This window comes from Sphingomonas sp., assembly GCF_019746015.1.
Lineage (GTDB): Bacteria > Pseudomonadota > Alphaproteobacteria > Sphingomonadales > Sphingomonadaceae > Sphingomonas.
In genome coordinates this window covers 53155-76383 of record NZ_JAIESM010000041.1, presented here as the reverse complement: position 1 = coordinate 76383, position 23229 = coordinate 53155, and the positions used below count along the sequence as shown (strand labels likewise).

Annotated in this window: 21 protein-coding genes and 1 tRNA gene; 4 read left to right on the top strand and 18 right to left on the bottom strand. The window is 67.0% G+C overall.

Annotated elements, in window-relative coordinates; genetic code table 11:
* The 6 genes from K2Y03_RS07125 to K2Y03_RS07100 all read right to left on the bottom strand — a co-directional run.
* On the bottom strand, positions 1–646 hold a 646-nt coding region (locus K2Y03_RS07125), incomplete at its 3' end, for a translation initiation factor IF-2 associated domain-containing protein (RefSeq protein WP_294089571.1).
* Between the two features lie 8 nt (positions 647–654).
* Positions 655–1425 carry a DUF448 domain-containing protein gene (locus K2Y03_RS07120; protein WP_294089569.1) on the bottom strand — a complete coding sequence of 257 codons (771 nt, stop codon included), beginning with the start codon at positions 1423–1425 and terminating at the stop codon, positions 655–657.
* Positions 1406–3019 carry a transcription termination factor NusA gene (gene nusA, locus K2Y03_RS07115; protein ID WP_294089568.1) on the bottom strand — a complete coding sequence of 538 codons (1614 nt, stop codon included), beginning with the start codon at positions 3017–3019 and terminating at the stop codon, positions 1406–1408. The genes K2Y03_RS07120 and nusA overlap by 20 nt, the downstream gene beginning before the upstream one ends.
* Positions 3019–3585, bottom strand: a complete 567-nt coding sequence (gene rimP / locus K2Y03_RS07110) for a ribosome maturation protein RimP (protein WP_294089566.1) — start codon at positions 3583–3585, stop codon at positions 3019–3021. Before rimP ends, nusA begins: the two co-directional genes overlap by 1 nt.
* A 199-nt stretch (positions 3586–3784) precedes the next feature.
* Positions 3785–4234 carry a hypothetical protein gene (locus tag K2Y03_RS07105; RefSeq protein WP_294089564.1) on the bottom strand — a complete coding sequence of 150 codons (450 nt, stop codon included), beginning with the start codon at positions 4232–4234 and terminating at the stop codon, positions 3785–3787.
* 187 nt (positions 4235–4421) lie between these two features.
* Entirely contained in the window at positions 4422–5636 is a 1215-nt protein-coding gene (locus K2Y03_RS07100; RefSeq protein ID WP_294089563.1) for a hypothetical protein, read from the bottom strand.
* 301 nt (positions 5637–5937) lie between these two features.
* On the opposite strand from K2Y03_RS07100, the gene K2Y03_RS07095 reads away from it, so the two are divergent.
* Complete coding sequence (locus K2Y03_RS07095) at positions 5938–7044, top strand: PQQ-dependent sugar dehydrogenase (RefSeq protein WP_294089562.1); 1107 nt, start codon at positions 5938–5940, stop codon at positions 7042–7044.
* 127 nt (positions 7045–7171) lie between these two features.
* Here K2Y03_RS07095 and K2Y03_RS07090 read toward each other — a convergent pair whose 3' ends face one another.
* The 3 genes from K2Y03_RS07090 to K2Y03_RS07080 form a co-directional block, all read right to left on the bottom strand.
* Positions 7172–7723 carry a hypothetical protein gene (locus K2Y03_RS07090; protein ID WP_294089561.1) on the bottom strand — a complete coding sequence of 184 codons (552 nt, stop codon included), beginning with the start codon at positions 7721–7723 and terminating at the stop codon, positions 7172–7174.
* Between the two features lie 154 nt (positions 7724–7877).
* Positions 7878–8573, bottom strand: coding sequence for an RlmE family RNA methyltransferase (locus K2Y03_RS07085; protein WP_294089560.1), 696 nt, complete (start codon positions 8571–8573; stop codon positions 7878–7880).
* Positions 8570–9562: a Ppx/GppA phosphatase family protein gene (locus tag K2Y03_RS07080; protein ID WP_294089559.1), complete on the bottom strand. Its 993-nt coding sequence runs from the start codon at positions 9560–9562 to the stop codon at positions 8570–8572. Before K2Y03_RS07080 ends, K2Y03_RS07085 begins: the two co-directional genes overlap by 4 nt.
* Before the next feature lie 195 nt (positions 9563–9757).
* Between K2Y03_RS07080 and K2Y03_RS07075 the strand changes: the two genes are divergently transcribed.
* The 3 genes from K2Y03_RS07075 (at position 9758) to K2Y03_RS07065 (ending at position 12166) form a co-directional block, all read left to right on the top strand.
* Positions 9758–9831: transfer RNA gene (locus K2Y03_RS07075), tRNA-Gln, on the top strand.
* Positions 9832–9924: 93 nt separating this feature from the next.
* Positions 9925–11562 carry a SulP family inorganic anion transporter gene (locus K2Y03_RS07070; RefSeq protein WP_294089558.1) on the top strand — a complete coding sequence of 546 codons (1638 nt, stop codon included), beginning with the start codon at positions 9925–9927 and terminating at the stop codon, positions 11560–11562.
* Positions 11552–12166 carry a ParB-like protein gene (locus K2Y03_RS07065; RefSeq protein WP_294089556.1) on the top strand — a complete coding sequence of 205 codons (615 nt, stop codon included), beginning with the start codon at positions 11552–11554 and terminating at the stop codon, positions 12164–12166. Before K2Y03_RS07070 ends, K2Y03_RS07065 begins: the two co-directional genes overlap by 11 nt.
* A 2-nt stretch (positions 12167–12168) precedes the next feature.
* On the opposite strand, the gene K2Y03_RS07060 is transcribed toward K2Y03_RS07065, so the two are convergent.
* From K2Y03_RS07060 to K2Y03_RS07020, 9 genes are all read right to left on the bottom strand, one after another.
* Positions 12169–12594 (bottom strand): DUF3035 domain-containing protein, encoded by a 426-nt coding sequence (locus K2Y03_RS07060; RefSeq protein WP_294089554.1) that lies wholly within the window; start codon positions 12592–12594, stop codon positions 12169–12171.
* Positions 12587–13099: a signal peptidase II gene (gene lspA / locus K2Y03_RS07055; protein WP_294089553.1), complete on the bottom strand. Its 513-nt coding sequence runs from the start codon at positions 13097–13099 to the stop codon at positions 12587–12589. The genes K2Y03_RS07060 and lspA overlap by 8 nt, the downstream gene beginning before the upstream one ends.
* A complete protein-coding gene (locus tag K2Y03_RS07050) occupies positions 13096–16455 on the bottom strand; it encodes an isoleucine--tRNA ligase (RefSeq protein WP_294089552.1) in 3360 nt (1119 codons plus the stop codon). Before K2Y03_RS07050 ends, lspA begins: the two co-directional genes overlap by 4 nt.
* A gap of 4 nt (positions 16456–16459) precedes the next feature.
* Positions 16460–17386, bottom strand: coding sequence for a bifunctional riboflavin kinase/FAD synthetase (locus K2Y03_RS07045; RefSeq protein ID WP_294089551.1), 927 nt, complete (start codon positions 17384–17386; stop codon positions 16460–16462).
* Between the two features lie 8 nt (positions 17387–17394).
* Positions 17395–17886, bottom strand: a complete 492-nt coding sequence (locus tag K2Y03_RS07040) for a dihydrofolate reductase (protein WP_294089550.1) — start codon at positions 17884–17886, stop codon at positions 17395–17397.
* Entirely contained in the window at positions 17883–18677 is a 795-nt protein-coding gene (locus K2Y03_RS07035) for a thymidylate synthase (RefSeq protein ID WP_294089549.1), read from the bottom strand. The genes K2Y03_RS07040 and K2Y03_RS07035 overlap by 4 nt, the downstream gene beginning before the upstream one ends.
* A gap of 55 nt (positions 18678–18732) precedes the next feature.
* Positions 18733–19437: a class I SAM-dependent methyltransferase gene (locus K2Y03_RS07030; RefSeq protein ID WP_294089548.1), complete on the bottom strand. Its 705-nt coding sequence runs from the start codon at positions 19435–19437 to the stop codon at positions 18733–18735.
* Positions 19427–20554 carry a peptide chain release factor 2 gene (prfB, locus tag K2Y03_RS07025; RefSeq protein WP_294089547.1) on the bottom strand — a complete coding sequence of 376 codons (1128 nt, stop codon included), beginning with the start codon at positions 20552–20554 and terminating at the stop codon, positions 19427–19429. Before prfB ends, K2Y03_RS07030 begins: the two co-directional genes overlap by 11 nt.
* A gap of 116 nt (positions 20555–20670) precedes the next feature.
* On the bottom strand, positions 20671–23208 hold the full coding sequence (locus K2Y03_RS07020) for a transglycosylase domain-containing protein (protein ID WP_294089546.1): 2538 nt from the start codon (positions 23206–23208) through the stop codon (positions 20671–20673).
* Between the last annotated feature and the right edge of the window lie 21 nt (positions 23209–23229).

The following is a 23229-nucleotide window of genomic DNA, read 5'->3' as shown; positions in this document are numbered from 1 at the left end:
CGGCGGCGGCGGGCGCGGGCTCGGCGGCCTTGGGCTCGGGCTCGGGCTTGCGCACCGGCTGCGGGCGCTGAACGGGCGTGAAGCGGCGCGGCGCGGGCAGGCTGGGGTCCGGCTGCAGCAGCATGGGTGCTGCGCCATCGGCGGCGTCGGCCATGTCCGCCGGGGCAGCGGCGGCCGCCACCGGCTCCTCTACCGGCTCCGGGGCGGCATCGGCGGCGTGCGCGGCTTCGGCGGCGCGCGCTTCCTCGGCGCGGCGGCGCTCTTCCTCGGCCTCGGCACGCTCGCGCTCCTCGCGGCGGCGCGCTTCCTCCAGCGCGGTCATGCGTGCTTCTTCGGCTTCGCGCAGCAGCTTGGCCTGCATTTCCTGGCGCGAGAGCAGGCTGTCACCGGCCGGGCGCGGCGGCGCGGCGGGCGCGGGCGCCGGGGTGCGGGCTTCGGCCGGGGCGGGTGCGGGCGCGGGTGCCGGCTCGGGGGCGACCTCCACCTCGCCGGGGCGACCCAGCACGCGGCGGCGCTTCACTTCCACCACCACAGTGTTCGAGCGGCCATGGCTGAAGCTCTGCTTCACCTTGCCGGTCTCGACCGTGCGCTTCAGGCCCAGCGGCTGGCGCATCCCCAGTTTCGGCTTGTCGTTGTCGTCGCTCATCTAGTCGCTCAAAATCCTTCAGCGGCAGGCTTACTGCCTGCCATTGCCCCGTCGGGGGTTTCTCCGGCAAAGCGCGATGCGCCCTGCGAGACGGTTTCGCAAGGCGCAAGCGCCAAGTCAGGGCCGATAAAGTGCTGCCAGCGATCCAGCGCGTCGCGCAGGCGCCGGGCAGCCCCAGGGTCGGTAATGCCGACATGTACCACATTTTCGCGGCCCAATGCCACCGACAATGTGGCGCGCGACAGCGGCAGGACAAGGCCGGCCAGCCCGCTGCCCTCTTCCCCGCGCCCCACGCGCCATGCCTGGGCAAGCCGCCTTGTGCCGTCTGCGCCCGCATCCGCCGCGTGGAGCAGCAGCTTCAGCCGCCCCTCGCGCGCTGCCTGCTCGATCCGATCGCCGCCGGCCAGCAGCATGCCCGCCTTCGCCGCCAGCCCCAGCCGGTCGCGCACCGCGCGTTCCAGCTGCTCGGCGATCAGCGCGGGCAGATCGGCAGGGATAGCAAAGGCCTGGGTCTTGAACGCACGGGCGAGCGCCCCCTTCAATTTCCCCTTGGCAATCGCCGTCTCCAGCGCGGCGCGCGGTACGCCGATCCACGCGCCGCGCCCGGGCGCCTTGGCGCGCACATCGGGCAGCACCTGACCATCCGGCGCCAGCGCCAGCCGCACCAGCGCCTGGCACGGCGCCCGCTCGCCCGACAGGATGCAGCGGCGGATGGGGTCATCCGCCGGTTCTGCCGCGTCGGTAGTTACCTCGCGCGTCTCATTGTTCGGAGTCCGCATGCGCGTCCTCCTCGTCGGCGAACCAGTGGGCGCGGGCCGCCATGATGATCTCGTTGCCCTGATCCTCGCTCAGGCCATAATCGGCGAGGATGCCGCCCTTGTCTTCGCTGCGGCCCTCGCCGCGCTTGGCGTCGCTGTCGGCGCGACGGCGGGGTTCGCTGCGCTTCTTCTGAATGAGCTCGTCGGTGGCCAGATCGGCCAGATCGTCGAGCGTCTTGATGCCCGCCTTGCCCAGCGTCACCAGCATCGCCTCGGTCAGGTGGGGGATGTCGGCCAGCGCGTCCTCCACGCCCAGCGCACGGCGTTCCTCGCGTGCGGCTTCCTCGCGCCGTTCGAGCGCTTCCTGCGCGCGGCTCTGCAGTTCGGCAGCGATTTCCTCGTCCAGCCCCTCGATGGTGGCGATTTCGTCGGCCTCGACATAGGCGACTTCTTCCAGGCTGCCAAAGCCCTCCGCCACCAGCAGCTGGGCGAGCGTTTCGTCCACGTCCAGCTCGTTTTGGAACATTTCGGAGCGTTCGATGAACTCGCGCTGGCGCTTCTCGCTCGCATCCGCCTCGGTCAGGATGTCGATTGCCTTGCCGGTCAGCTGGCTGGCCAGGCGCACATTCTGCCCGCGCCGGCCGATGGCGAGGCTCAGCTGATCATCGGGCACCACCACCTCGATCCGGTCTTCCTCCTCGTCGAGCACGACGCGGCTGACGCTGGCCGGCTGCAGCGCGTTGACGACGAAGGTGGCGGTGTCGGGCGACCAGGGAATGATGTCGATCTTCTCGCCCTGCATTTCCTGCACCACCGCCTGCACGCGGCTGCCCTTCATGCCCACGCACGCGCCGACCGGGTCGATCGACGAATCATGGCTGATCACGCCGATCTTGGCGCGGCTGCCGGGGTCGCGCGCGGCGGCCTTGATCTCGATGATGCCGTCGTAAATCTCGGGCACTTCCTGCGCGAACAGCTTCTTCATGAAATCGGGATGGGCGCGCGACAGGAAGATCTGCGGCCCCCGGTTTTCGCGGCGCACCGACAGGATGAGCGAGCGCACCCGGTCGTTCACGCGCACCACTTCGCGCGGGATCTGCTGGTCGCGGCGAATGACGCCCTCGGCGCGGCCCAGATCGACCACGACATGGCCGAACTCGACGCGCTTCACCACGCCGGTGATGATCTCGCCGACGCGGTCCTTGAATTCCTCATGCTGGCGCTCGCGCTCGGCGTCGCGCACCTTCTGGAAGATCACCTGCTTGGCGGCTTGCGCTGCGATGCGGCCGAATTCGATGGGCGGCAGCGGATCGACGATGAAGTCGCCCACCACGGCGCCGGCCTGCAGCTTCTGCGCGTCGGCGACCGACACCTGTTTGAAATAATCATCGACCGCGTCGACCACTTCAACGACGCGCCACAGCCGCAGGTCGCCGCTGTGCGGATCAAGCTTCGCACGAATATCGTTCTCGGCGCCATAGCGGGCGCGGGCGGCGCGCTGGATGGCGTCCTCCATCGCCTCGATCACGATCATGCGATCGATCAGCTTTTCCTTGGCAACGGCGTCCGCAATCGCGATCAGCTCGGCCTTGTTGGCGGAAATGGCGGTGGCCATCAGTCTTCGTCCTCGGTTATTGGGTCGGTGGGGGAAGCGCCCGCAAGCGCGGTTTCAAATTCCTCGGCGCCGTCGGTCGAGAGCGGCGCGGTGGCGGCGATCAGCCGGTCGGTGAGCAGCAGCTTGGCATCCTCGATCGCGGCGAGCGGCAGCGTGTGGCGCACCCCGTGCGCGTCGTCGATCAGCACCGCCTCGCCCTCAATGCCCGCCAGCACGCCCTTGAACTGCTTGCGCCCGTCGCGCTTTTCGGCAAGCGACACCCGCGCCTCGTGCCCGGCCCAGTCGGCATAATCGGCCGGGCGGGTCAGCGGCCGGTCGATGCCGGGCGAGCTGACCTCCAGGCGATAGGCATGCTCGATGGGGTCTTCGCGGTCGAGCAGGTCCGACAGGCGGTGCGACAGCGCGGTGCAGTCATCGATGGTCAGCTGGCGGGTGTCGGGGCGCTCGGCCATCACCTGCAGCGTGGCGTCATCCGCGCCGCCGAACAGCTTGACGCGCACCAGCGCAAACCCCAGCGCGCGGCATTCGGGTTCGATCAGGGCAGTCAAAGCGGCAATCTCGGCCAAGCCGGCGTCTCCCATAGCGTTCCGCGCCGCCAGACCCCGTGTGGGCCGGCCTCCGCAGCGTTGCCGATGTAGAGAAAGCGCATTGGCTTTATAGGCGCGCCGGCGCCACTTGGCAAGCGGGGGGCGGCACCAGCAAGGTGCCGCCCCCAATTCCAACCTCATCGCATTGCGTGTTGCCCGGGTCTAACCGGCACGCGCGTCACGGATAATTTGCGGCGGGGCGCCAATCGACACCCAGCACATGCGACGTGCCCGTTGTCAGCCGCCGCCAACCCATTGGCTGGCCACTCGCGCCGCTGCTATTCTCGACATAATCGCCCTCCGCATAGTGCCCCAGCGTGGGCATCGCCGTGCCGAAGGTGCGGACGATATCGCCATTTGCGCCGGCCAAAATCTCACCCAGGCGTATCGCACCCACTGTGCGCGTACCGGGCGACGCACTCGGCGTGCCTGTGAAACGTGCGTTGGTATATATGATCGGCGCCTTGCTCATATCTCCATTCAGGTCGCATGCGCCATAAACGCAATCAATAAAGCTCAACTCATCGCGCACTTTGTTCAACTCTCTATTTCCACTGATTATTTCATCACATGCGCCGAAATAAAAATTCCTAATCAGGACATTATTAGCGCGAACATTTCCTTGCATCAAAAGGCCCCTGTTCCAGCCTTCCGCAATTGCGTTATTTCGGCCTGTAATTTCAACGTCTTCTATAGTTACAGCGAACTTGACTGGCGGCGGCGGCGGAGGTGGAGGAGGTGGAGGTGCGGGCTCCGGTGGCGGCGGCGGAGGCGGCGGCGGAGGCGGCGGTGGAGGAGGCGGCGGTGGAGGCGGCTCAATTGCTGCGGCATAAACTCCGCCGCCGCGCACCTTGCCATTGGCAATCCGCACGTCGCCCATTTCGCGATCCGAGAAAGTAACTTCCATGGCCACATTCGCTTTGACGGCGTCCGCACCCCCGGGCATCGGTTACGTCGATGTCAAAATCAGCAAGGACAACACGCGCCGCATTCTCCAGCCGGACACCCACCGGGGGGAGCCCGGCCCCCAGCCCTTGGGTGGCGGCTCGTGCACCACGGACGACGAAGCCAGAAATCGTCGCCGTCCCGCCCGGGTTCGTACTCAGATTGCCATTCACCCATTTGACGAACAGCGACTGGACATAGCAATTGAGCGCGAGATTGCCCGTGGCCACAACATGCTGGCCATTCAGCAGCACAAACCCGCCACGCATCCCGCTATCGGTTCCGACCAGGCCAAAACCGCATTCCACGGCCGCATTTCCCGAAAGAACCGTCGAACCCGTCGTCGTTGTAGTGGATTCGCAAACAAAGCCGATACACGCCGTACCAATGACAATGTTATTTGCCAGAACACGTGTGCCCACATGGCCGCCGGTATAGCCGGTCATGATACCGTAATGGCGTTGTGTGTCGGCGATGGAAAGGCGCGCCGTACCCGACGGATTCATCGGGCAAACGATATTGTCACTTACAATAAAATCTGGATTGCCGCCATTCGCATTTGGCAGCACCGCCACCTTGGAGTTGCCAAGGAATAGGCAATTGGTAATCCGCAAATCGCGCGTCGGCCCAGCCGGGTTAGCGCCCCCATAGAAATCGCTCGCCGAACTGGCCGAGGTCCCACCCCCGGACGTGCTGCCGAGAAATGTCACCCGGTTGACGTGCAAGCCATGATTGCCGCCATTGTCCCAGATGCCGAAGCGCGCCGTAACGATCCGCAAGCCATCGCCAATATAGGCGCGTGGGCTGTTCGCGATCAAAATCGCAGCGCTTGGCGTTGCTGCATTTTCGGCGTTTGTACCGATCAGCTGACCGTCGCCGACTACATAGACATCGGGCATATCATTGATCGATAGGATGCCCGGACCGAGAGTCGTTTGCTTGATAGGCCCTCCCATGAAGCGTATCGGGCAGGTCACCGGCAGCACTGCGGTAATCACCCAATCACGCGTGATAATCAGCTCATCGCCAAGAGCGGTCGCCTGAGCAATTGCAGATGCCAGATTGGCAGCAGCTTTGTCATCCATAGCAATCTCCTCAACTGATGTTTAAGGACACAAATGTGGAGTCGCGATTCACAATCGTGATAGTTAGCAAAATGAACTATTGATTTTACGATTGATCGATATCTACTCACAAGTATTATTCGAGCGAGCGTCAGAATCGCCATTTTTACAAATTGCGATTAGGAGATAATATTATGAGCAGTGATCTATTATTATCATTTGAAATCCATCAAATCAACAGATTGATGGCCAGATCGTCAACCTTGCGCAGCGAGCCGGCTTCTTCCAATTCTGGCCTAACCCTGCCCGCAAGGAGAGACCGATGCGCCTGACCTATGCCCTGCCCGCGCTTGCCGCGGCCCTGTTCGCCTGTGCCGCCGCTGCGCCCGAGGCGCCGTTCAAGACGCAGGTGGTCGCCGATTTCGACTCGCCCTGGGCGATGACCTTCCTGCCCGATGGCCGCATGCTGGTTACCGAAAAGGCCGGGCAGCTGCTGCTGGTGGCCGCCGATGGCGCCAGCCGGCAGGTGGTGGCCGGCGTGCCGGCGGTGGACAGTGCCGGGCAGGGCGGGCTGATGGATGTGGTGCTGGCCCCGGATTTCGCGCGCAACCACCTGATCTATTTCAGCTATTCTGAAAAGACGGCGGCCGGCAAGGGCGTGGTGCTGGCCCGCGCCCGGCTGGACGACAAGGCGCCGGCGCTGACGGGGGTGGAAATACTCCACCGCGCCCACCCCTATGTAGAGGGGAACGGCCATTATTCGGGCCGCATCGCCTTTTCGCCCGACGGCAAATATCTGTTCTACGCCAATGGCGAGCGCCAGAAATTCACCCCGGCGCAGGACCCCAAGATGTCACTCGGCAAGGTGCTGCGGCTGACACCGGACGGCAAGCCCGCCGCCGGCAATCCGCTCGCCGCGCAAGGGTTCGATCCGGCGATCTGGAGCTATGGCCACCGCAACATCCTGGGGCTTGCCTTCGACGCGCAGGGGCGGCTGTGGGAACAGGAAATGGGCCCCGAAGGCGGCGATGAGCTCAATCTGATCGCGCCGGGCCGGAATTACGGCTGGCCGCGCGTCTCCAATGGCCGCAACTATGGCGCGCCGACGGACGACATTCCCGACCACAAGCCCGGCGACGGGTTCGAAGCGCCCAAGCTCTGGTGGAACCCGGTGATCTCGCCGGGCGGGCTGATGATCTATTCGGGCAAGCTGTTCCCGGCGTGGCGCGGCGACGCGTTCATCGGCGGCCTGTCCAGCCGGGCGCTGGTGCGGGTGCATCTGTCGGGCACCACCGCGCAAAAGGCCGATCAATGGCCGATGGGCGCGCGCATCCGCGAGGTGGAACAGGGGCCGGACGGCGCGATCTGGCTGCTGGAAGACGGCCGGCAGGGCTCGCCCGGGCGCCTGCTGAAGCTGACGCCGCGATAGGGGCGCGGCACCGCCCCGCTCCCCCACCCGGCCGCCGACAAGATACTGGCGTTGGGCGGCCGGGTGGGGGAGCGGGCTGGCGCCGACTTGAAAAAGGCGGATTCATCGCCCTTTTTCAAACAACCTCTCACGTCCACAGCGCGGATAGCGGGTAAAGCAGGATCAGCCACACCATGCAGGCCATCGCCACGCGGCGATCCTTGCTGACTATCGCGATCAGGCTAACGGGAAACAGCGACAAAAGCAGCACGGTTCCACGCATTGTCATCAACGGGGACGGGCCGACCAGCACCACCAAAAGGCCCACCAGCGCCGCATTGCAGAAGAAAATGGCGCCCAGAACCTTGCGGTAATGCTTGTCGAAATGGCCGTTCAGATCGCTCCACTCCTCGGGGTCGTCCGGGAAGATCAGCGAGGCGGCGACATAATAGATCGCGGTGACGACGAAGCCTCCAAATAGCAGCGGCCAGCTGACGACCAGCCTTTCACGAAACGACCAGCCATACATCCAGAAAGTGACGACGTCGCACGACACCAGCACGCCCAGCAGCGTGGTCGGCCAGCCGATGCGAACCTTGTGGCTTGCCTTCAGCGCGCGGGCCAGGCCGCCCAGCGCCTCGGCCAGCGCCAGCCCCAGCAGCAGCCCGAACAGCGAAAAGATGAATTCGAACCCGCTCATCCCACGGCCCCCGCCCCAATGTACGAAGCATATGGGGCACGCCCGGATTTACAAGCTGGCGCAAGAGCATGGCCGGGCACGGGGCGTTTGAGCATGTGTTGGATTTGTTGGATAAAGAGCCCGAACACCGCGTCGGCAGTATCCACGAAATAGTCTATTTAGCGCCATCCGCCGGGGAAATCGCGGTTTCGCGGCCCTTGAACCCTTGCGCGATGACATACCATTCGGACGAATCCTTGCGGCTGGCCGGCGGTTTGGCGTGTTTGACGGTGGCAAAGTCGCGTTTCAGCTGCGCGACCAGATCATGGTCGGCGCCGCCCGCCAGCACCTTGGCGACAAAGGCGCCGCCGGGGCGCAGCACCTCGGCGGCAAAGGCGGCCCCGGCCTCGACCAGCGCCATGGTGCGCAGATGGTCGGTCTGCGGATGGCCCACAGTGTTCGCCGCCATGTCCGACAGCACCAGATCGGCCGGGCCGCCCAGCGCCTCGGTCAGCAGGTCGGGCGCCTGATCGCTCAGAAAATCGAGCTGGAAGATCGTCACCCCCTCGATCGGGTCGACCGGCAACAGGTCGATGCCGACCACGGCGGCGGCCGGCACCGCGCGGCGCACCACCTGTGTCCAGCCGCCGGGCGCGATGCCCAGGTCGATCACCCGGCGCACCCCTTTCAGCAGCGCGAACCGCTCGTCGAGTTCGATCAGCTTATAGGCGGCGCGGCTGCGAAACCCTTCGGCCCTGGCCCGCTTCACATAGGGGTCGTTCAGCTGGCGTTCGAGCCAGCGGGTCGATTGCGGCGAGCGGCCGCGCGCGGTGCGCACCCGGGTGCGCCCGCCCGATCCGCCCCGGCTCATGGCCGCTGGCCGTCGCGCATCAGGCGGCGCAAGATGCCTTCGCGGATGCCGCGATCGGCAATGCCCAGCCGCTCGGCCGGCCAGATGTCCAGGATCGCCTCCAGGATGGCGCAGCCGGCGACGACCAGGTCGGCGCGCTCCTGCCCGATGCAGGGGAGCTGCGCCCGCTCGGCCACCGTCCGCCCGGCGAGATCGGCGCTGATCGCGCGCATCGATTCGGCCGGCACGATCAGGCCGTCGACCGCCGAGCGATCATAGCGTTCCAGCCCCAGATGGACGCTGGCCAGCGTCGTCACCGTGCCGCTGGTGCCCAGCAGCCGGGGCCGCGCGATGTGCTGCGGCAGGCGCGCGGCAAAGGGCGCAATGCTCTCGGCAATCAGCCCGCGCATCCGGGCATAGGTGGCCGCCAGCGCGGCCGCATCGCGCCCCGCGCCGCCGGCGCTTTCGGTGAGCGACACGACGCCCCAGGGCGCGCTGTGCCAGTCGATCACCCGGGGCACCGGCGCGCGCGTATCGACCAGCACCAGCTCGGTCGAGCCGCCGCCAATGTCGAACACCAGCGCCGGGTCGTCGCCCGGCTCGATCAGCAAATGGCAGCCCAGCACCGCCAGCCGCGCTTCTTCCTCGGCGGAGATGATGTCGAGCGCGATGCCGGTTTCGCGATAGGCCCGCTCGATGAACTGCACGCCGTTGCTCGCCCGCCGGCACGCCTCGGTCGCCACCGAGCGTGCGAGCGCCACGTTGCGGCGGCGCAGCTTGTCCGCGCAGATGGCCAGCGCCGCGATGGTGCGCTCGATCGCCGCGTCGGACAGCCGGCCGCTCGCCGCCAGCCCCTCGCCCAGCCGGACGATGCGCGAAAAGGCGTCGACCACGGTAAAGCCCTCATCGGCGGGGCGCGCGATCAGCAGACGGCAGTTGTTGGTGCCCAGATCCAGCGCGGCATAGAGCCGCTGGTCGGGCCGGGCCCGGCGCAGGGGGCGGGGGCCCATGCCCCGGGCGACACCACGCCCCGCCGATGCTTCGGCTGCTCGTTCCCCCATCACGTCACCACCACAAAAGGTGCGGCCCGGCCGCGCGCTGCGCGACCCTCCGCTGCTTGGGCGCCAGCGTAACGCAGCGGCGCCAGCGCGGCAAGGCCCGCCCCCTTGACCCGCCGATGCGCGGGACCTAAAGCGGCCGCCCATTGCCCCGTCGTCTAACGGCAAGACTACGGACTCTGACTCCGTCAATCGTGGTTCGAATCCACGCGGGGCATCCAGCCTTCAGTATTGCGCGTCATTGGGCTGGCCCGCCATGCCGCAGCCGGCCACGCCACCCTTGCCAGCCCCAACGATCAGCGTAACAAACGCGGATGGGCGGATTTTCGGAGAACTGGCGGGTCGACATCATCGCCGGGCTTTCTGTCGCCGGGCTGATGCTGCCGGAAGCAGTGGCCTATGCCGGGATTGCCGGGTTGCCGCCAGGTCGCGCCATCATCGCCGCGATTGCGGGCGGGCTGGCCTATGCGCTGATCGGGCGCAGCCGGCTGGCGATCATCGCCCCCACATCCTCCTCTGCCGCAATTCTGGCGGCGGCGCTCGCCGCGCTATCGGCGGGCGGCGCTGATCGGGCGATGCTGGCGACCGCGCTTGTCGCTGTGGCGGGGGCCGCCTTTGTCGTGATGGCGACGGTGCGGATGGGGAGCGTCGCCGCCTTCATCTCCCGCCCGGTGCTGCGCGGCTTTGCGCTGGGCCTGGCAGTGACGATCATCGCCAAGCAGTTGCCCGCATTGCTGGGGTTGGAGTTGCACGCACCCGATCTCTTCGCACTGCTGGCGGGGCTGCCGCCGCGGCTTGGGGACACCCATGTGCTCAGCCTTGCGGTGGGCGGCGGTGCATTGGCGTTGTTGCTGGTGCTGCGCCGCTGGCCGCAGGTGCCCGGCGCGCTGGTGGTGCTGATGCTGGGCATCCTGATCAGCCTGTGGGCCGATCTGCCGGCGCACGGCGTCGCGCCGGTGGGGCCGGTGGCGCTGGCGTGGGCACTGCCGCGCCTGCCCGATTACGACCTCGACCAATGGTCCCGGGTGGTGCAACTGGCGCTGCCGCTCACCCTGCTGCTGTTCGCCGAAAGCTGGGGGACGATGCGTGCGCTGGCGTTGCGGCGCGGCGATACGCTGTCGGCCGATCGCGAGTTGCTGGCGCTGGGCGGCGCCAACCTCTGCTCGGCCGCGCTTGGCGGCATGCCGGTGGGCGCAGGCTTTTCGGCCGGCTCCGCCAACGCAGCGGCCGGGGCAACCGGGCGGCTGTCTGCGCTGGCGGCGATTTGGGGCCTCGCCGCCATGGTGCTGGTCGCCAGCCCCGTGATCGCCCATCTGCCCCAGCCGGTGCTGGCAGCGGTGGTGATAGCCGCGCTCGTGCACGCGCTGAACCCGGCGCCGATCGCGCGGCTGTTCCGGCTGAGGCGCGACCCCTGGATCGCGCTTGCGGCGACCGCCGGAGTCATCGCGCTGGGCGTGTTGAACGGCATGCTGGTCGCAGTGGCGCTGTCGCTGCTGGCGCTGCTGTCACGCCTTGCCCGGCCGGTGGTGAGCGAGCTCGGCCGGCTGGGTGACGGGCATGACTTCGTCGATCTGGCCGTCCACGCCCGCGCGACGCGGGTGCCGGGCGTGGCAATCTTCCGCCCCAACGCGCCGCTCTTTTTTGCCAATGCCGATGCCGCGCTTGAAGATGTGGAGCGGCGCGCAGTGGCGCTGGCTGCGGGCACGTGCATCGTGCTGAGCTTGGAGGAGAGCGACGATCTGGACAGTTCCGCGCTAGAGGCAATCGACGAGCTTCAGCGCGGACTGGCCGAGCATGGGCAGATGTTGCGCCTGGCGCGCCTGCACGATCGTGCGCGCGCCGTGCTCAACGCAGCCGCCATGACGCAGCTTGCCGCGAGTGCCGGGTTCAGCGTTGCCGACGCGGTCGATCTCGCCCGGCGCGAGCAATCGGAGAACGTCGATGCACAATGATCCCGAACCACAGCTTCATCCGGTGCCGCTGTCCGCGCTGCGCCCGACCCAGATGACCGTCGGTATGATCGAGGTAGCGCGCAAGCGGCACGACTGGCGCGCGCGCATGGCCGAAAGCGGTGGCGATTTTCTGGGTAGCCACATGATCCCGGTGGTGATCGGCCCCAAGCGCGTGCCGTGGCTGATCGACCATCACCACCTGGCGCTGGCGTTGCTGGAGGAAGGGGTGCCGCATGTGCTCACCAGCGTGGTCGCGCGGCTCGACCATCTCGAACCCGCACAGTTCCTGACCTTCATGGACAATCGCAACTGGCTGCACATGTTCGACGCGAAGGGCGTGCGGCGTGGCTATGCCGATCTGCCGAAGAAGCTGACCAAGCTCGCCGACGACCCCTATCGGTCGCTGGCAGGGGCGGTGCGGCGTGCGGGCGGTTATGCCAAGAGCGCCACGCCCTATTCCGAATTTCTATGGGCCGATTTCCTGCGCCACCGCGTGCCGGCCAGGCTGATCGCGACCGATATGACAAAGGCCACGGGCAAAGCGCTCAAGCTCGCGCATGGCGAGAGCGCCAGTCATCTGCCCGGCTGGTGCGGGCCGAGTTGAGCCTATTGCTTCGGCGGCGGTGCCTTGGTGGTCGCGGCCTGGCCGTCGCCTTCGGGAGCGGCAACGATGTCGCGGGTGGTGGCGCCCTTGTCGACCACGGTGGTGTTGGGGTCGCCCACGTCGGAACGGACGCCGGGCGCGATGCTGTCGCCGCCGGCCTCGCTCACCACGGACTGTTCACCGGCGCTGCGCTGCACCTGCCCGCCGAACAGCGCCTCCAGCGCCAGCGCGGACGGGTTCTGGTCCTGCGGGCGCGGCGCGCCGGGCTTGGGCGGCACCAGCGCATAATCGGGCGGAATCACCAGCGGCGCCTGGCGCGCGACCAGATACTCGTCGGGCTTGGCGCGCTTCAGGCCGCTGCCCCCGCCACAGGCCGAGAGCAGGCCGACCCCGACCAGCACCACCGTGCCCAGCACCGCCTTACGCATTGTTCGTCTCCACCGTCTCTTGAGCGGGCTTTTCGCGCACCAGGAACGCGCGCGCCAGCAAAATCAGCACGCCCATCGTAATCGCCGCATCGCCCAGGTTGAACACCAGGAACGGGCTCCACTCGCCAAAGTGCAGATCGGCGAAATCGACCACATAGCCCAACCGCACCCGATCGAGAATGTTCCCCAGCGCGCCGCCCAGCACCAGCCCCAGCGCCAGCTGGTCGCCGCGGCGATGCTCGCGCCACAGCCAGGCGAACACGCCGAGCGCAATCACCCCGGTCATCGCGACCAGCAGCCAGCGCGTAAGCTCGCTGTCGGCGCGCAGCAGCCCCAGCGACACGCCTTCATTGGCGACGAAGCGGACGCGGAAGATGGGCAGCAGATCAATGGGCGCGCCGGCCAGCCGGTCGAGCCCCAGCTGGCCGGTAATCACCCATTTGCTGAGCTGGTCGAGCGCCAGCGCGACGCCAGCGGTGGCGAGGCCAATGACAGGCAGCTTCACGCGACCACCTCCGCACAACGGCCGCACAGCTCGCCATCCTCCGCCACTTCGGGCAAATGCCGCCAGCAGCGGCCGCATTTGTGGTGGGTGGTCTTGGTCACCGCCAGCGTATCGCCCATATGCACTGTGCCGGAGATGAACAGTTCGGCGAAATCCGCCTGATCGGGCTGGGGCGGGATGACAATCTCGGCCTCCAGGCTTGATCCCAGCAGCTTGTCGCGCCGAAGCGGCTCGATCGCTTCGGTAACCTGCCGGCGAAGCTCGCGCAGGCGCGCCCAGATGTGCTGCAGGTCGTCCGCCGCGCCCAGATCATGGCCATCCGCAACTTCCGGCAGCACTGGCCATTCGAGCAGATGCACGCTCTCACCCTCGGGATAGCGCGTGCCCCACACCTCTTCGGCCGTATAGACCAGCACGGGTGCTGCATAACGCACCAGCGCGTGGAACAGCATGTCGAGCACGGTGCGATAGCTGCGCCGTTTCAGGCTGGTCGCCGCGTCGCAGTAAAGGCTGTCCTTGCGGATGTCGAAGAAGAAGGCCGACAGATCGTTGTTGGCGAAATCGCACAGCAGCCGGGTATAGCTGTTGAAGTCGAAACTCTCGGCCGCCGCCTTCAGTTTCGCGTCCATCTCCGCCAGCAGAGCCAGCATATAGCGTTCCAGCTCGGGCATCTCGGCCACGGCCACCCGCTCGTCCTCGTCAAACCCCTCCAGCGCACCGAGCAGGTAGCGGAAGGTGTTCCTGAGCTTGCGATACTGGTCGGCCACGCCGGCCAGGATTTCCTTGCCGATGCGGTGGTCCTCGGTGAAATCGACCGACAGGGCCCATAGCCGCAGAATGTCGGCGCCATAGTCCTTCATCAGGTCGAGCGGGTTGACCGTGTTGCCCAGGCTCTTGGACATTTTGAGCCCCTTGGCATCCATGGTGAAGCCATGGGTCAGCACCGCCTTATAGGGCGCACGGCCGCGCGTGCCGCAGCTTTCGAGCAGGCTGGACTGGAACCAGCCGCGATGCTGGTCGCTGCCCTCCAGATAAAGGTCGGCGGGCCAGGTGAGGTCCGCCCAGCGCCCGCTTTCCAGCACAAAGGCATGGGTGCAGCCGCTGTCGAACCACACGTCCAGAATGTCGGTCACGCGCTCATAATCGGCCGCGTAGCGATTGCCCAGATAGTCCTGCGCATGTGCGTCGCACCAGGCATCGACGCCGCCCTCGCGCACTGCCGCCACGATCCGGGCGTTGACCTCCGGGTCGGCGAGATACTGGCCGGTCTTGCGGTCGACGAACAGCGTGATGGGCACGCCCCAGGCGCGCTGGCGGCTCAGCACCCAGTCGGGCCGCCCTTCCACCATCGCGCGGATGCGGTTGCGCCCCTTTTCGGGGTAGAAGCGCGTCGCATCGATGGCGCCCAGCGCGCGGGTGCGCAGCGTGTCCGCCCCACCCGCCATGGCAAAGCCGGTGCCCGCGGCGCGCGACACGTCGTCGTCATGGCACAGCGGCAGCACATCGTCGCCGCGCTGCGCGGTTGCGCCCTCGAACAAGGCGCCCTTCACCAGCTCGACCAGATCGAACGCGGCGCCGATGCGCTTCAGATAGGCGGGCGCCAGCGGTTCGCACACGATGTGGCGCGTGCCGCCCACGTTCAGCACCAGATAGTCGAGCGCGCGGTTGAACTGCACCGATGTGCCCGCCCCGCCCGGCACCACCAGCTGCGCACCGGCCAGATCGGGCGCCAGCGGCACCGCGACTAGCGGCAGCGCGACGTCCGCCGGGGGCTGCGGCGCCGGCACCGTGCCGGGCAGCGCGCGGTCCATCGGCACGAACCATTGCGGGGTGCAGCGGAAGATCAGCTTGGCCTTGGAGCGCCAGCTGTGCGGGTAGCTGTGCTTGTAATCAGCGCTCGCCGCGAGCAGCGCGCCGGCCGCCTGCAGGTCCGCGCAAATCGGCCCATCGGGCGCGTTGAACTTGGGGTTGATGACACTCCCCTGCCCGCCCAGCCACGCCCAGTCGGCGCGGTACTTGCCGTCGCCCTCCACCGCGAAGACGGGCTCGATCCCGTGCGCCTTGCACAGGTCGAAATCATCCTCGCCATGATCGGGCGCCATGTGGACGAGGCCCGTGCCCTGATCGGTGGTGACGAAATCGCCGGGGAGGAAGGGGCGTGGGCGCAAGAAGAATTCGGCAAGTGGGGAGGCAGGGTCATAGTTCAGCCCCGCACTCTCCCCACTTCCCGCGTCACCCCGGACTTGATCCGGGGTCCCGCTGCCTTCGCCGGCGCCAGAAGAAGCTGGACCCCGGCTTTCGCCGGGGTGACGGTCGAAGAATTTGGCGAGAGGATGGCGCGCCTTCGCACCGGCGAGTTTTGTCCCATCCACCACACCCGACAGTTCCATGAACATATCGGCAAACGGCACTTCGTCATTGACGATATGGCCTTCCTCTGGGTGCCAGCCCGTTCGAGCGTAAAACTGTTCTAACAACTCGGATGCGACCAGATAACGCCTAACATTAACCCGCGACATCTCTCCGGTCGGGTTTAACTCGCCATCTGCAATTTGTAGGATGCTGTACTCAACCTCTGGCCCATAAGCCAAAGCTTGGTTCACCGGGATCGTCCACGGGGTCGTCGTCCACACCACGGCATGCGCGCCGACCAGTTCTGGCGCGTTCGGTGCCTCAACAATCTCGAACGCCACGTCGATCTGGGTCGAGACGATATCCTCATATTCCACCTCGGCCTCGGCGAGCGCGGTCTTTTCCACCGGTGACCACATCACCGGCTTGGCGCCGCGATAGAGCTGGCCGCTTTCGGCAAACTTCATCAGCTCGGCAACGATGGTCGCCTCGGCGGCATAGTCCATCGTCAGATAGGGGTGGTCCCAGTCGCCCAATATTCCCAGCCGCTTCAGCTGCTCGCGCTGGGTATCGACCCATTTCTGCGCATAGGCGCGGCATTCGGCGCGGAACTCGTCGGCCGGCACCTCGTCCTTGTTCTTCTTCTTCTTGCGATATTCCTCCTCGACCTTCCACTCGATGGGCAGGCCGTGGCAATCCCAGCCGGGCACATAGGGCGCGTCTTTGCCCAGCAGATTCTGGGTGCGGCAGACCATGTCCTTCAGGATGTGGTTCAGCGCATGGCCGATATGCATGTCGCCATTGGCATAAGGCGGGCCATCGTGGAGGATGAACTTCTCCCGCCCCCGGCGGGCGTCGCGCAGCCGCTCATACAGCCCGGCCTGCTGCCATTTGGCCAGAATCGCCGGTTCCTTCTGCGGCAGGCCCGCTTTCATCGGAAAGTCGGTCTTCGGCAGGAAGACGGTGTCGCGCCAATCGCGCGTCTGGTCGGGGGCGTCGTTCATAGGCTCACGCGCTTAGAATTTCGCGCGCCCGGGCACAATCCTTGTCCATCTGCGCGGTGAGCGCGTCGAGGCTGTCAAACTTCGCCTCGGGCCGCAGATAGGCGATCACGTCGACCTCGATCATCTGGCCGTACAGGTCGCCCGACCAGTCGAACAGATAGACCTCCAGCAATTCCTTGGGCGGATCAAAGCTGGGGCGGATGCCCAGATTGGCCGCCCCGGGCACCACCCGCCCGTCGGCCAGCCGCACGCGCACCGCATAAATGCCATAGGCCGGGCGCAGATAGCTGCCCAGCGCCACATTGGCGGTGGGATAGCCGATGGTGCGGCCCAGCTTGTCGCCATGCTGCACCACGCCGGCAATCGCAAACGGGCGGGTGAGGAGCCGCGCCGCCGCCGCCGGTTCGCCCGCCTGGAGCAGCTCACGGATGCGGCTGGAGGACACCGGCGCGCCTTCTGCCATTACGGCGCCGACCGTATCGACGCTGAAGCCGTGAGCGGCCCCCAGCGCCGCCAGCACGCCGACATTGCCGCCGCGCGCGCGGCCGAAGGTGAAATCCTCGCCCGTCACCACCCCGCCGACGCCGAGCAGGCCGACCAGCCGTTCGGCAACGAACGCCTCGGCCGACAGCGCGGCGAGCCCCGCATCGAAGCCGAACACCACCATCGCATCCGCCCCGGCCGCGCCGAACAGCCGCTCGCGCTGGTCAAGCGTGGTCAGCCGGAACGGGGGCGTATCGGGGCGGAAGTGGCGCACCGGGTGCGGATCGAAGGTGGCGACCAGCGCCGGGCGCCCCTTGGCACGGGCGCGGGCGATGGCGCGCCCGACCACCGCCTGATGACCCAGGTGAAACCCGTCGAAATTGCCCAGGGCGACAATGCCACCGCGATAGCGCGCCGGCGCTGCGCTGCCCCCGTCGAGACGCTGCATCCCGGCGCCTATAGGGGCAAGCCGCCGCCCGCGCCAGCGCCCGGCGCCAGCATGACGAAGCTATAGGCGGGTCGCCCGTCCTGCGCGGCGAAATCCTGTCGCGCGATCTCGTGCCAGCCGGCAAAGGGCGGCACGATCGCGTCGCCCGGTGGCGACAGGTGCACCTCGGTCAGCTCGATGCGCGCGGCGTGCGGCAGGAACAGCGCATAGATTTGCGCGCCGCCGATCACCGCCGCATCGGGGCCGGCCAGCGCGAGAGCAGCATCGACGCTGTCCGCCACCTCCGCCCCTGGCGCGGCCCACTCGCCACGGGTCAGCACGATGTGGCGGCGGCCGGGCAGCAGGCCGGGCAGGCTTTCAAAGGTCTTGCGCCCCATGATCATCGGCCGGCCCATGGTCTGCGCCTTGAAGCGTTTCAGGTCCGCCGGCAGGCGCCACGGGATCGCGCCATCCGCGCCAATCACGCCATTGTCCGCCCGGGCAAGGTGCAGGCTGATCACACCGCGACCGGCGCGGCGATATGCGGATCGGCGACATAATCGTGGATCACGAAATCCTCATACTCATAGCCGTCGATCGCATCTGGCGTGCGGCGGATTTCAAGCCGGGGCAGCGGCCGGCCGGGATCGCGCGTCAGCTGCAGCCGCGCCTGTTCCAGGTGGTTGAGATAAAGGTGGCAGTCGCCGCCGGTCCAGATGAAGTCGCCCGGCTCAAGCCCCGCCTGCTGCGCCAGGATATGGGTGAGCAGCGCATAGCTGGCGATGTTGAACGGCACGCCCAGAAACACGTCGGCAGAGCGCTGATAGAGTTGCAGGCTCAGCCGGCCGTTCGACACATGCGTCTGGAACAGGCAGTGGCACGGCGCCAGCGCCATGGCCGGCAGGTCGGCCGGGTTCCAGGCGGAAACGATCTGCCGGCGCGAGGCGGGGTTCTCGCGAATCTGGCGGATCAGCCCGGCAATCTGGTCGATCGCCCCGCCGTCCGCCGCCCATGCCCGCCACTGCTTGCCGTAAACGGGGCCAAGGTCGCCCGCCGCATCGGCCCATTCGTCCCAGATGCTCACCTTGCGGTCCTGCAGCCAGCGCACATTGGTGTCGCCGCGCAGAAACCACAGCAGCTCGATGATGATCGAGCGCAGATGCAGCTTCTTGGTGGTGACGAGCGGAAACCCATCCGCCAGGCGGAACCGCATCTGGTGGCCGAAGACGGACAGGGTGCCGATGCCGGTGCGGTCCTCGGTCTCGACGCCCTCGTCCAGGACGCGCTGCATCAGGTCATGATAGGCTTGCATGGCGGAGAGCCTAGCGCGCGGGCACCGCGAAGCCAACCGCGCACGGCCGGCGCCGTCAGGGCAGGCGGCAGGCCTTCACCGCGCCGGGCTCGGGTCGCGGCCCTTCGGCACGGAAAGCGGCCAGATAGGCGCCGGCGGTTGCCATGTTCGACATATAGGCCAGGCGATAGCCGACCGCCTTGAACTCGCAGGTGAGCAGCGCCGGCGGCGTGCCATGGTTCTGCGTCGGCCGGTCGGCGTCGACCACGATCACCAGCCCGTCAGGCTTCAGCGATGGGCGCAGCCGCCACAGAAACTCATAGGGCGATTCGATCTCGTGATACATGTGCACCATGAACACACGGTCAAAGCTCGCCTCAGGCAGCTTCGGATCAGCCGGCGCGCCCAGGCGGACCGACACGCTCTGCAGCCGCTCGCGCGCGACGCGTTCGGCCAGCGCGTCGCGCACTTCGGGGAAGATGTCCTCGGCCAGCACGCGGCCTTGCGGCCCCACCCGCTCTGCCAGGCGGATGGTGTAATAGCCCTCGCCCGCGCCGATATCGGCAACGGTCATGCCCGGCCTGATGCCGGCCTTGTCCATCACCGTTGCCGCCTCGCGCACCCGGTCACGCGCTTCCTCGGTCGACCAGCGCGAGGAGGTGATCGGCGAGACCGGCCGGTCCGCCTTGGGAAAGCCACCACCCCCCAGCGACGCAGCGCCAGGATCGCAGCCGACGAGCAGCACCGCCGACAGCAAGGTCAGCCGGCGCTTAATCGACATCCTCCACGACCACCTTCTCGCCCGTCACCCGCTGGCTGAGCGCAGCGGCCATGAACGGGTCAAGCGCACCGTCGAGCACGTCACCCGGGCTGGTGGAGGTAACGCCGGTGCGCAGGTCCTTAACCAGCTGATAGGGCTGCAGCACATAGGAGCGGATCTGGTGGCCCCAGCCGATATCGGTCTTGGTGGCGTTGACCGCGTCGGCGGCCTCCTCACGCTTGCGCAGCTCATGCTCGTAAAGACGGGCGCGCAGCTGGTTATAGGCTTCGGCCCGGTTCTTGTGCTGGCTGCGCTGGTTCTGGCAGGCAACCACGATGCCGGTCGGCAAATGGGTGATGCGCACCGCCGAATCGGTGGTGTTGATGTGCTGGCCGCCAGCACCCGACGCGCGATAGGTGTCGATGCGCAGCTCGCTGTCGTTGATCTCGATGTCGATATTGTCGTCGATCACCGGATAGACCCAGACACTGGAAAAGCTGGTGTGCCGCCGCGCCGACGAATCATAGGGCGAAATGCGCACCAGCCGGTGCACGCCGCTTTCGGTCTTGGCATAGCCATAGGCGTTCTCGCCCTTGATCAGCAGCGTCGCGCTCTTGATGCCGGCCTGTTCACCAGCATGATAATCGACCAGTTCCACCTTATAGCCATGGCGCTCGGCCCAGCGGGTGTACATGCGCTGCAGGATTTCGGCCCAGTCCTGGCTCTCGGTGCCGCCTGCGCCTGCGTTGATTTCCAGATAGGTGTCGTTGGCATCCGCCTCGCCGGACAGCAGCGCCTTCACCTTGTCGGCGGCGGCACGCTCGGCAAGTGCGGCGAGCCCCGCCACGCCCTCATCGGCGAGTTCGGCATCGCCTTCCGCATCGGCAAGCTCGATCAGTTCGGCGGTGTCAGTCAGTTCGCGCTCGATGGCGCGGGTCGCCGAGATCGCCTCGTCCAGCCGGCGGCGTTCGCGCATCACTTCCTGCGCGGCCTTGGCATCGTTCCACAGCGTCGGGTCCTCGACCCGCGCGTTCAGCTCGTCGAGCCGGCGCAGCGCCCGATCCCAGTCCAGGAAACGGCGGAGCAGCGCGAGCGATTCGTTGATGCTGTCGACATGGGCTTGCGCTTCGGCGCGCATGGGAATGCAACCTCTCAATATCGGTGCCCTGGCGGTGGTGGCAGGTTCGCGTCCATCACCGCAGCGAGGCTCCGGCCGCACCGGAGCACGGGCGAAATAATCTCCAGCCCCGCGCGCTAGTAGATTCCGCCCTCTCTTTGCAAGAAATCGCTGTCGCGCGGCCGGCTTTCCTGCCGCTCGACGGGCTTTGCCTCGCGCGCGGCCTGGGCGGCGGCGGCCTGATCGGCGGGGCGCAGCGTGGCGCGGCGCGGCTCGCTTTCAGGCTTGAACGCTTCCCAGATCAGCCCGGCCTGCGGGTCAGTGCCCGGCCAGCCGCCGAACACCGGCTTGCCGGAGGCGCGATCGATCCGCACGAAGCGGGTGCCCGCCGGGGCTGCAAAGGGCACCACCGGCATCCCCTCGAACGCCTTTTGCGCGAACTGCTTGAAGATTGGCGCCGCCAGCGTGCCGCCCTGCGCATAGCCGCCCAGATTGCGGGGCTGGTCATAGCCGATATAGAGCCCGCCGATCAGCTGCGGCGTGCCGCCGATGAACCACACGTCGGTGGGGCCGGTGGAGGTGCCGGTCTTGCCCATCATCGGCCGGCCCAGGTCACGCAGCACGGTCGCGGTGCCGCGCTGGATGACGCCTTCGGTGATGTGCACCATCTGGAACGCGGTAATCGGGTCGATCACCTGACGCTGGCGCACCACCGGCCGCGGCATCGGCTTGCCGTTCCAGTCGGGCGCGTTGCAGCGGTCGCAGGGGCGCCAGTTTTCCGGCCAGATCACCTTGCCGTGCCGGTCCTGCACGAAATCGATGAGGGTCGACGGGTGGCCGCGGCCCTGGTTCGCCAGAATCGAGAAGGCATTGACCATGCGCTGCACCGTCGTCTCGCCCGCACCAAGCGCGATCGCCAGATAGGGCGGATATTTGCCCACGCCCATGCGGTTGATGGTGTCCACCACCTTGTCCATGCCGATGGTGCTCGCCGCACGCACCGTCATCAGGTTGCGCGACTGTTCGATGCCCCAGCGCATGGTGTGGCTGCCCGACCCCTGACCGCCGCCGAAGTTGCGGAAGCATTTCTGGCCCAGCCGCGCGCCCTGATAGACGCAGAACGGCCCATCGACGATCGGCGTCGCGGGCGTCATCCCGTTTTCGAGCGCCGCGGAATAGACGATCGGCTTGATGGTCGAGCCCGGCTGGCGCATCGCTTGGGTGGCGCGATTGAACGAATTGAGCCGCGCGTCGAACCCGCCCTGCATCGCAAGCACACGACCGCTGCCCGGCTCTTCCACCACGAAGCCACCCGAAATGCGCGGCACCGAACGCAGCGCGAAGACACCGCCTTCGGGCGCCACGGCGATGATGTCGCCGGGCTTCAGCCGGGCAAAGGCGGTGCCGCCCTCGCCACGCACCGGCATCTGCGCGGCCCAGCGCGGGAGGGTGCCGGTGCTGCCATCGGCAAAGCCCAGCTGCGCCTCGCCCGCGCCGACCGCCACTACGAGCGCCGCGCGCCAATCCTTGTAGTCGAGCCCGATATTGGTGTTGAGCAGCGGCTGCAGCCAGCCCCGCCCCGTGGCATCGCCGCCCGCCCAATCCGCCTTGCCGATCGGGCCGGACCAGCCCCGGCCGCTGTCATAGCGCAGCAGGCCGTCGCGCAGTGCCTCCTGCGCCAGCAGCTGAAGGCGCGGGTCGAACGAGGTGCGCACCCAAAGCCCGCCCGAATAGACGCTGAACGGCCCGTCGCGCTCGCTTTCGCCGAACTTGTCGATCAGCTGGCGGCGCACTTCCTCGACGAAATAACCGCCGACGCGTTCGAACTTGGGCGTCTGGCGGCGGACGGCACCGATCGGCTCGGCGCGTGCCTGGTCGAACTGGTTCTGGTCGATAAAGCCGTTCTTCAGCATCTCGCGCAGCACATAGTCGCGCCGTTCCAGCGCACGCTCGGTATTGCGGAACGGATCGAACAGCGCCGGCCCCTTGGGCAGGATGGCCAGATAGGCCATCTGGCCCAGCGTCAGCGCGTTCAGCTCCTTGTCGAAATAGGCATGGCTTGCCGCTGCCACGCCATAAGCATTGCGGCCAAGCGGGATCTGGTTGAGGTACAGTTCCAGAATCTGCTTCTTGGTCAGCGTATCTTCGATCCGATAGGCCAGGATTGCTTCCCTGATCTTGCGGGTTGGCGAATATTCGTTGCCGATGATCAGGTTCTTGGCCACCTGCTGGGTGATGGTGGAGCCGCCCCGGGCGCGCTTGCCGGTGCCAAGCTTGCTGACATAGTCGATCACCGCGCCCAGCGTGCCGGGATAATCGACGCCGTGATGCTCGAAAAAGGTCTTGTCCTCCGCTGCCAGAAAGGCGCGGACGAGCAGCGGCGGATATTCGTCATAGGCCAGCTCGACCCGGCGCTCGCGCGCATAGCTGTGGATCGGCGTGCCATCGATCGAGCGCACATTGGTGGGCAGCGGCGGCTCATAGGTGCGCAGCTTGTCGACCGAAGGCAGATCACGCGCGAACAGCAGCCAGAAAATGGCATAGGCCAGCAGCGCCAGCACACCGAGCACGGCCGCCAGCTTCACCCACCAGCGCTGCCACAGCAGCGCCAGCCGGTCGCGCCAGCCCGGCGCGTCGCGCAACAGACGAAAATTGACAGTGTCCGCATCAGCCATATGAACCGGGCTGTAGCAAGA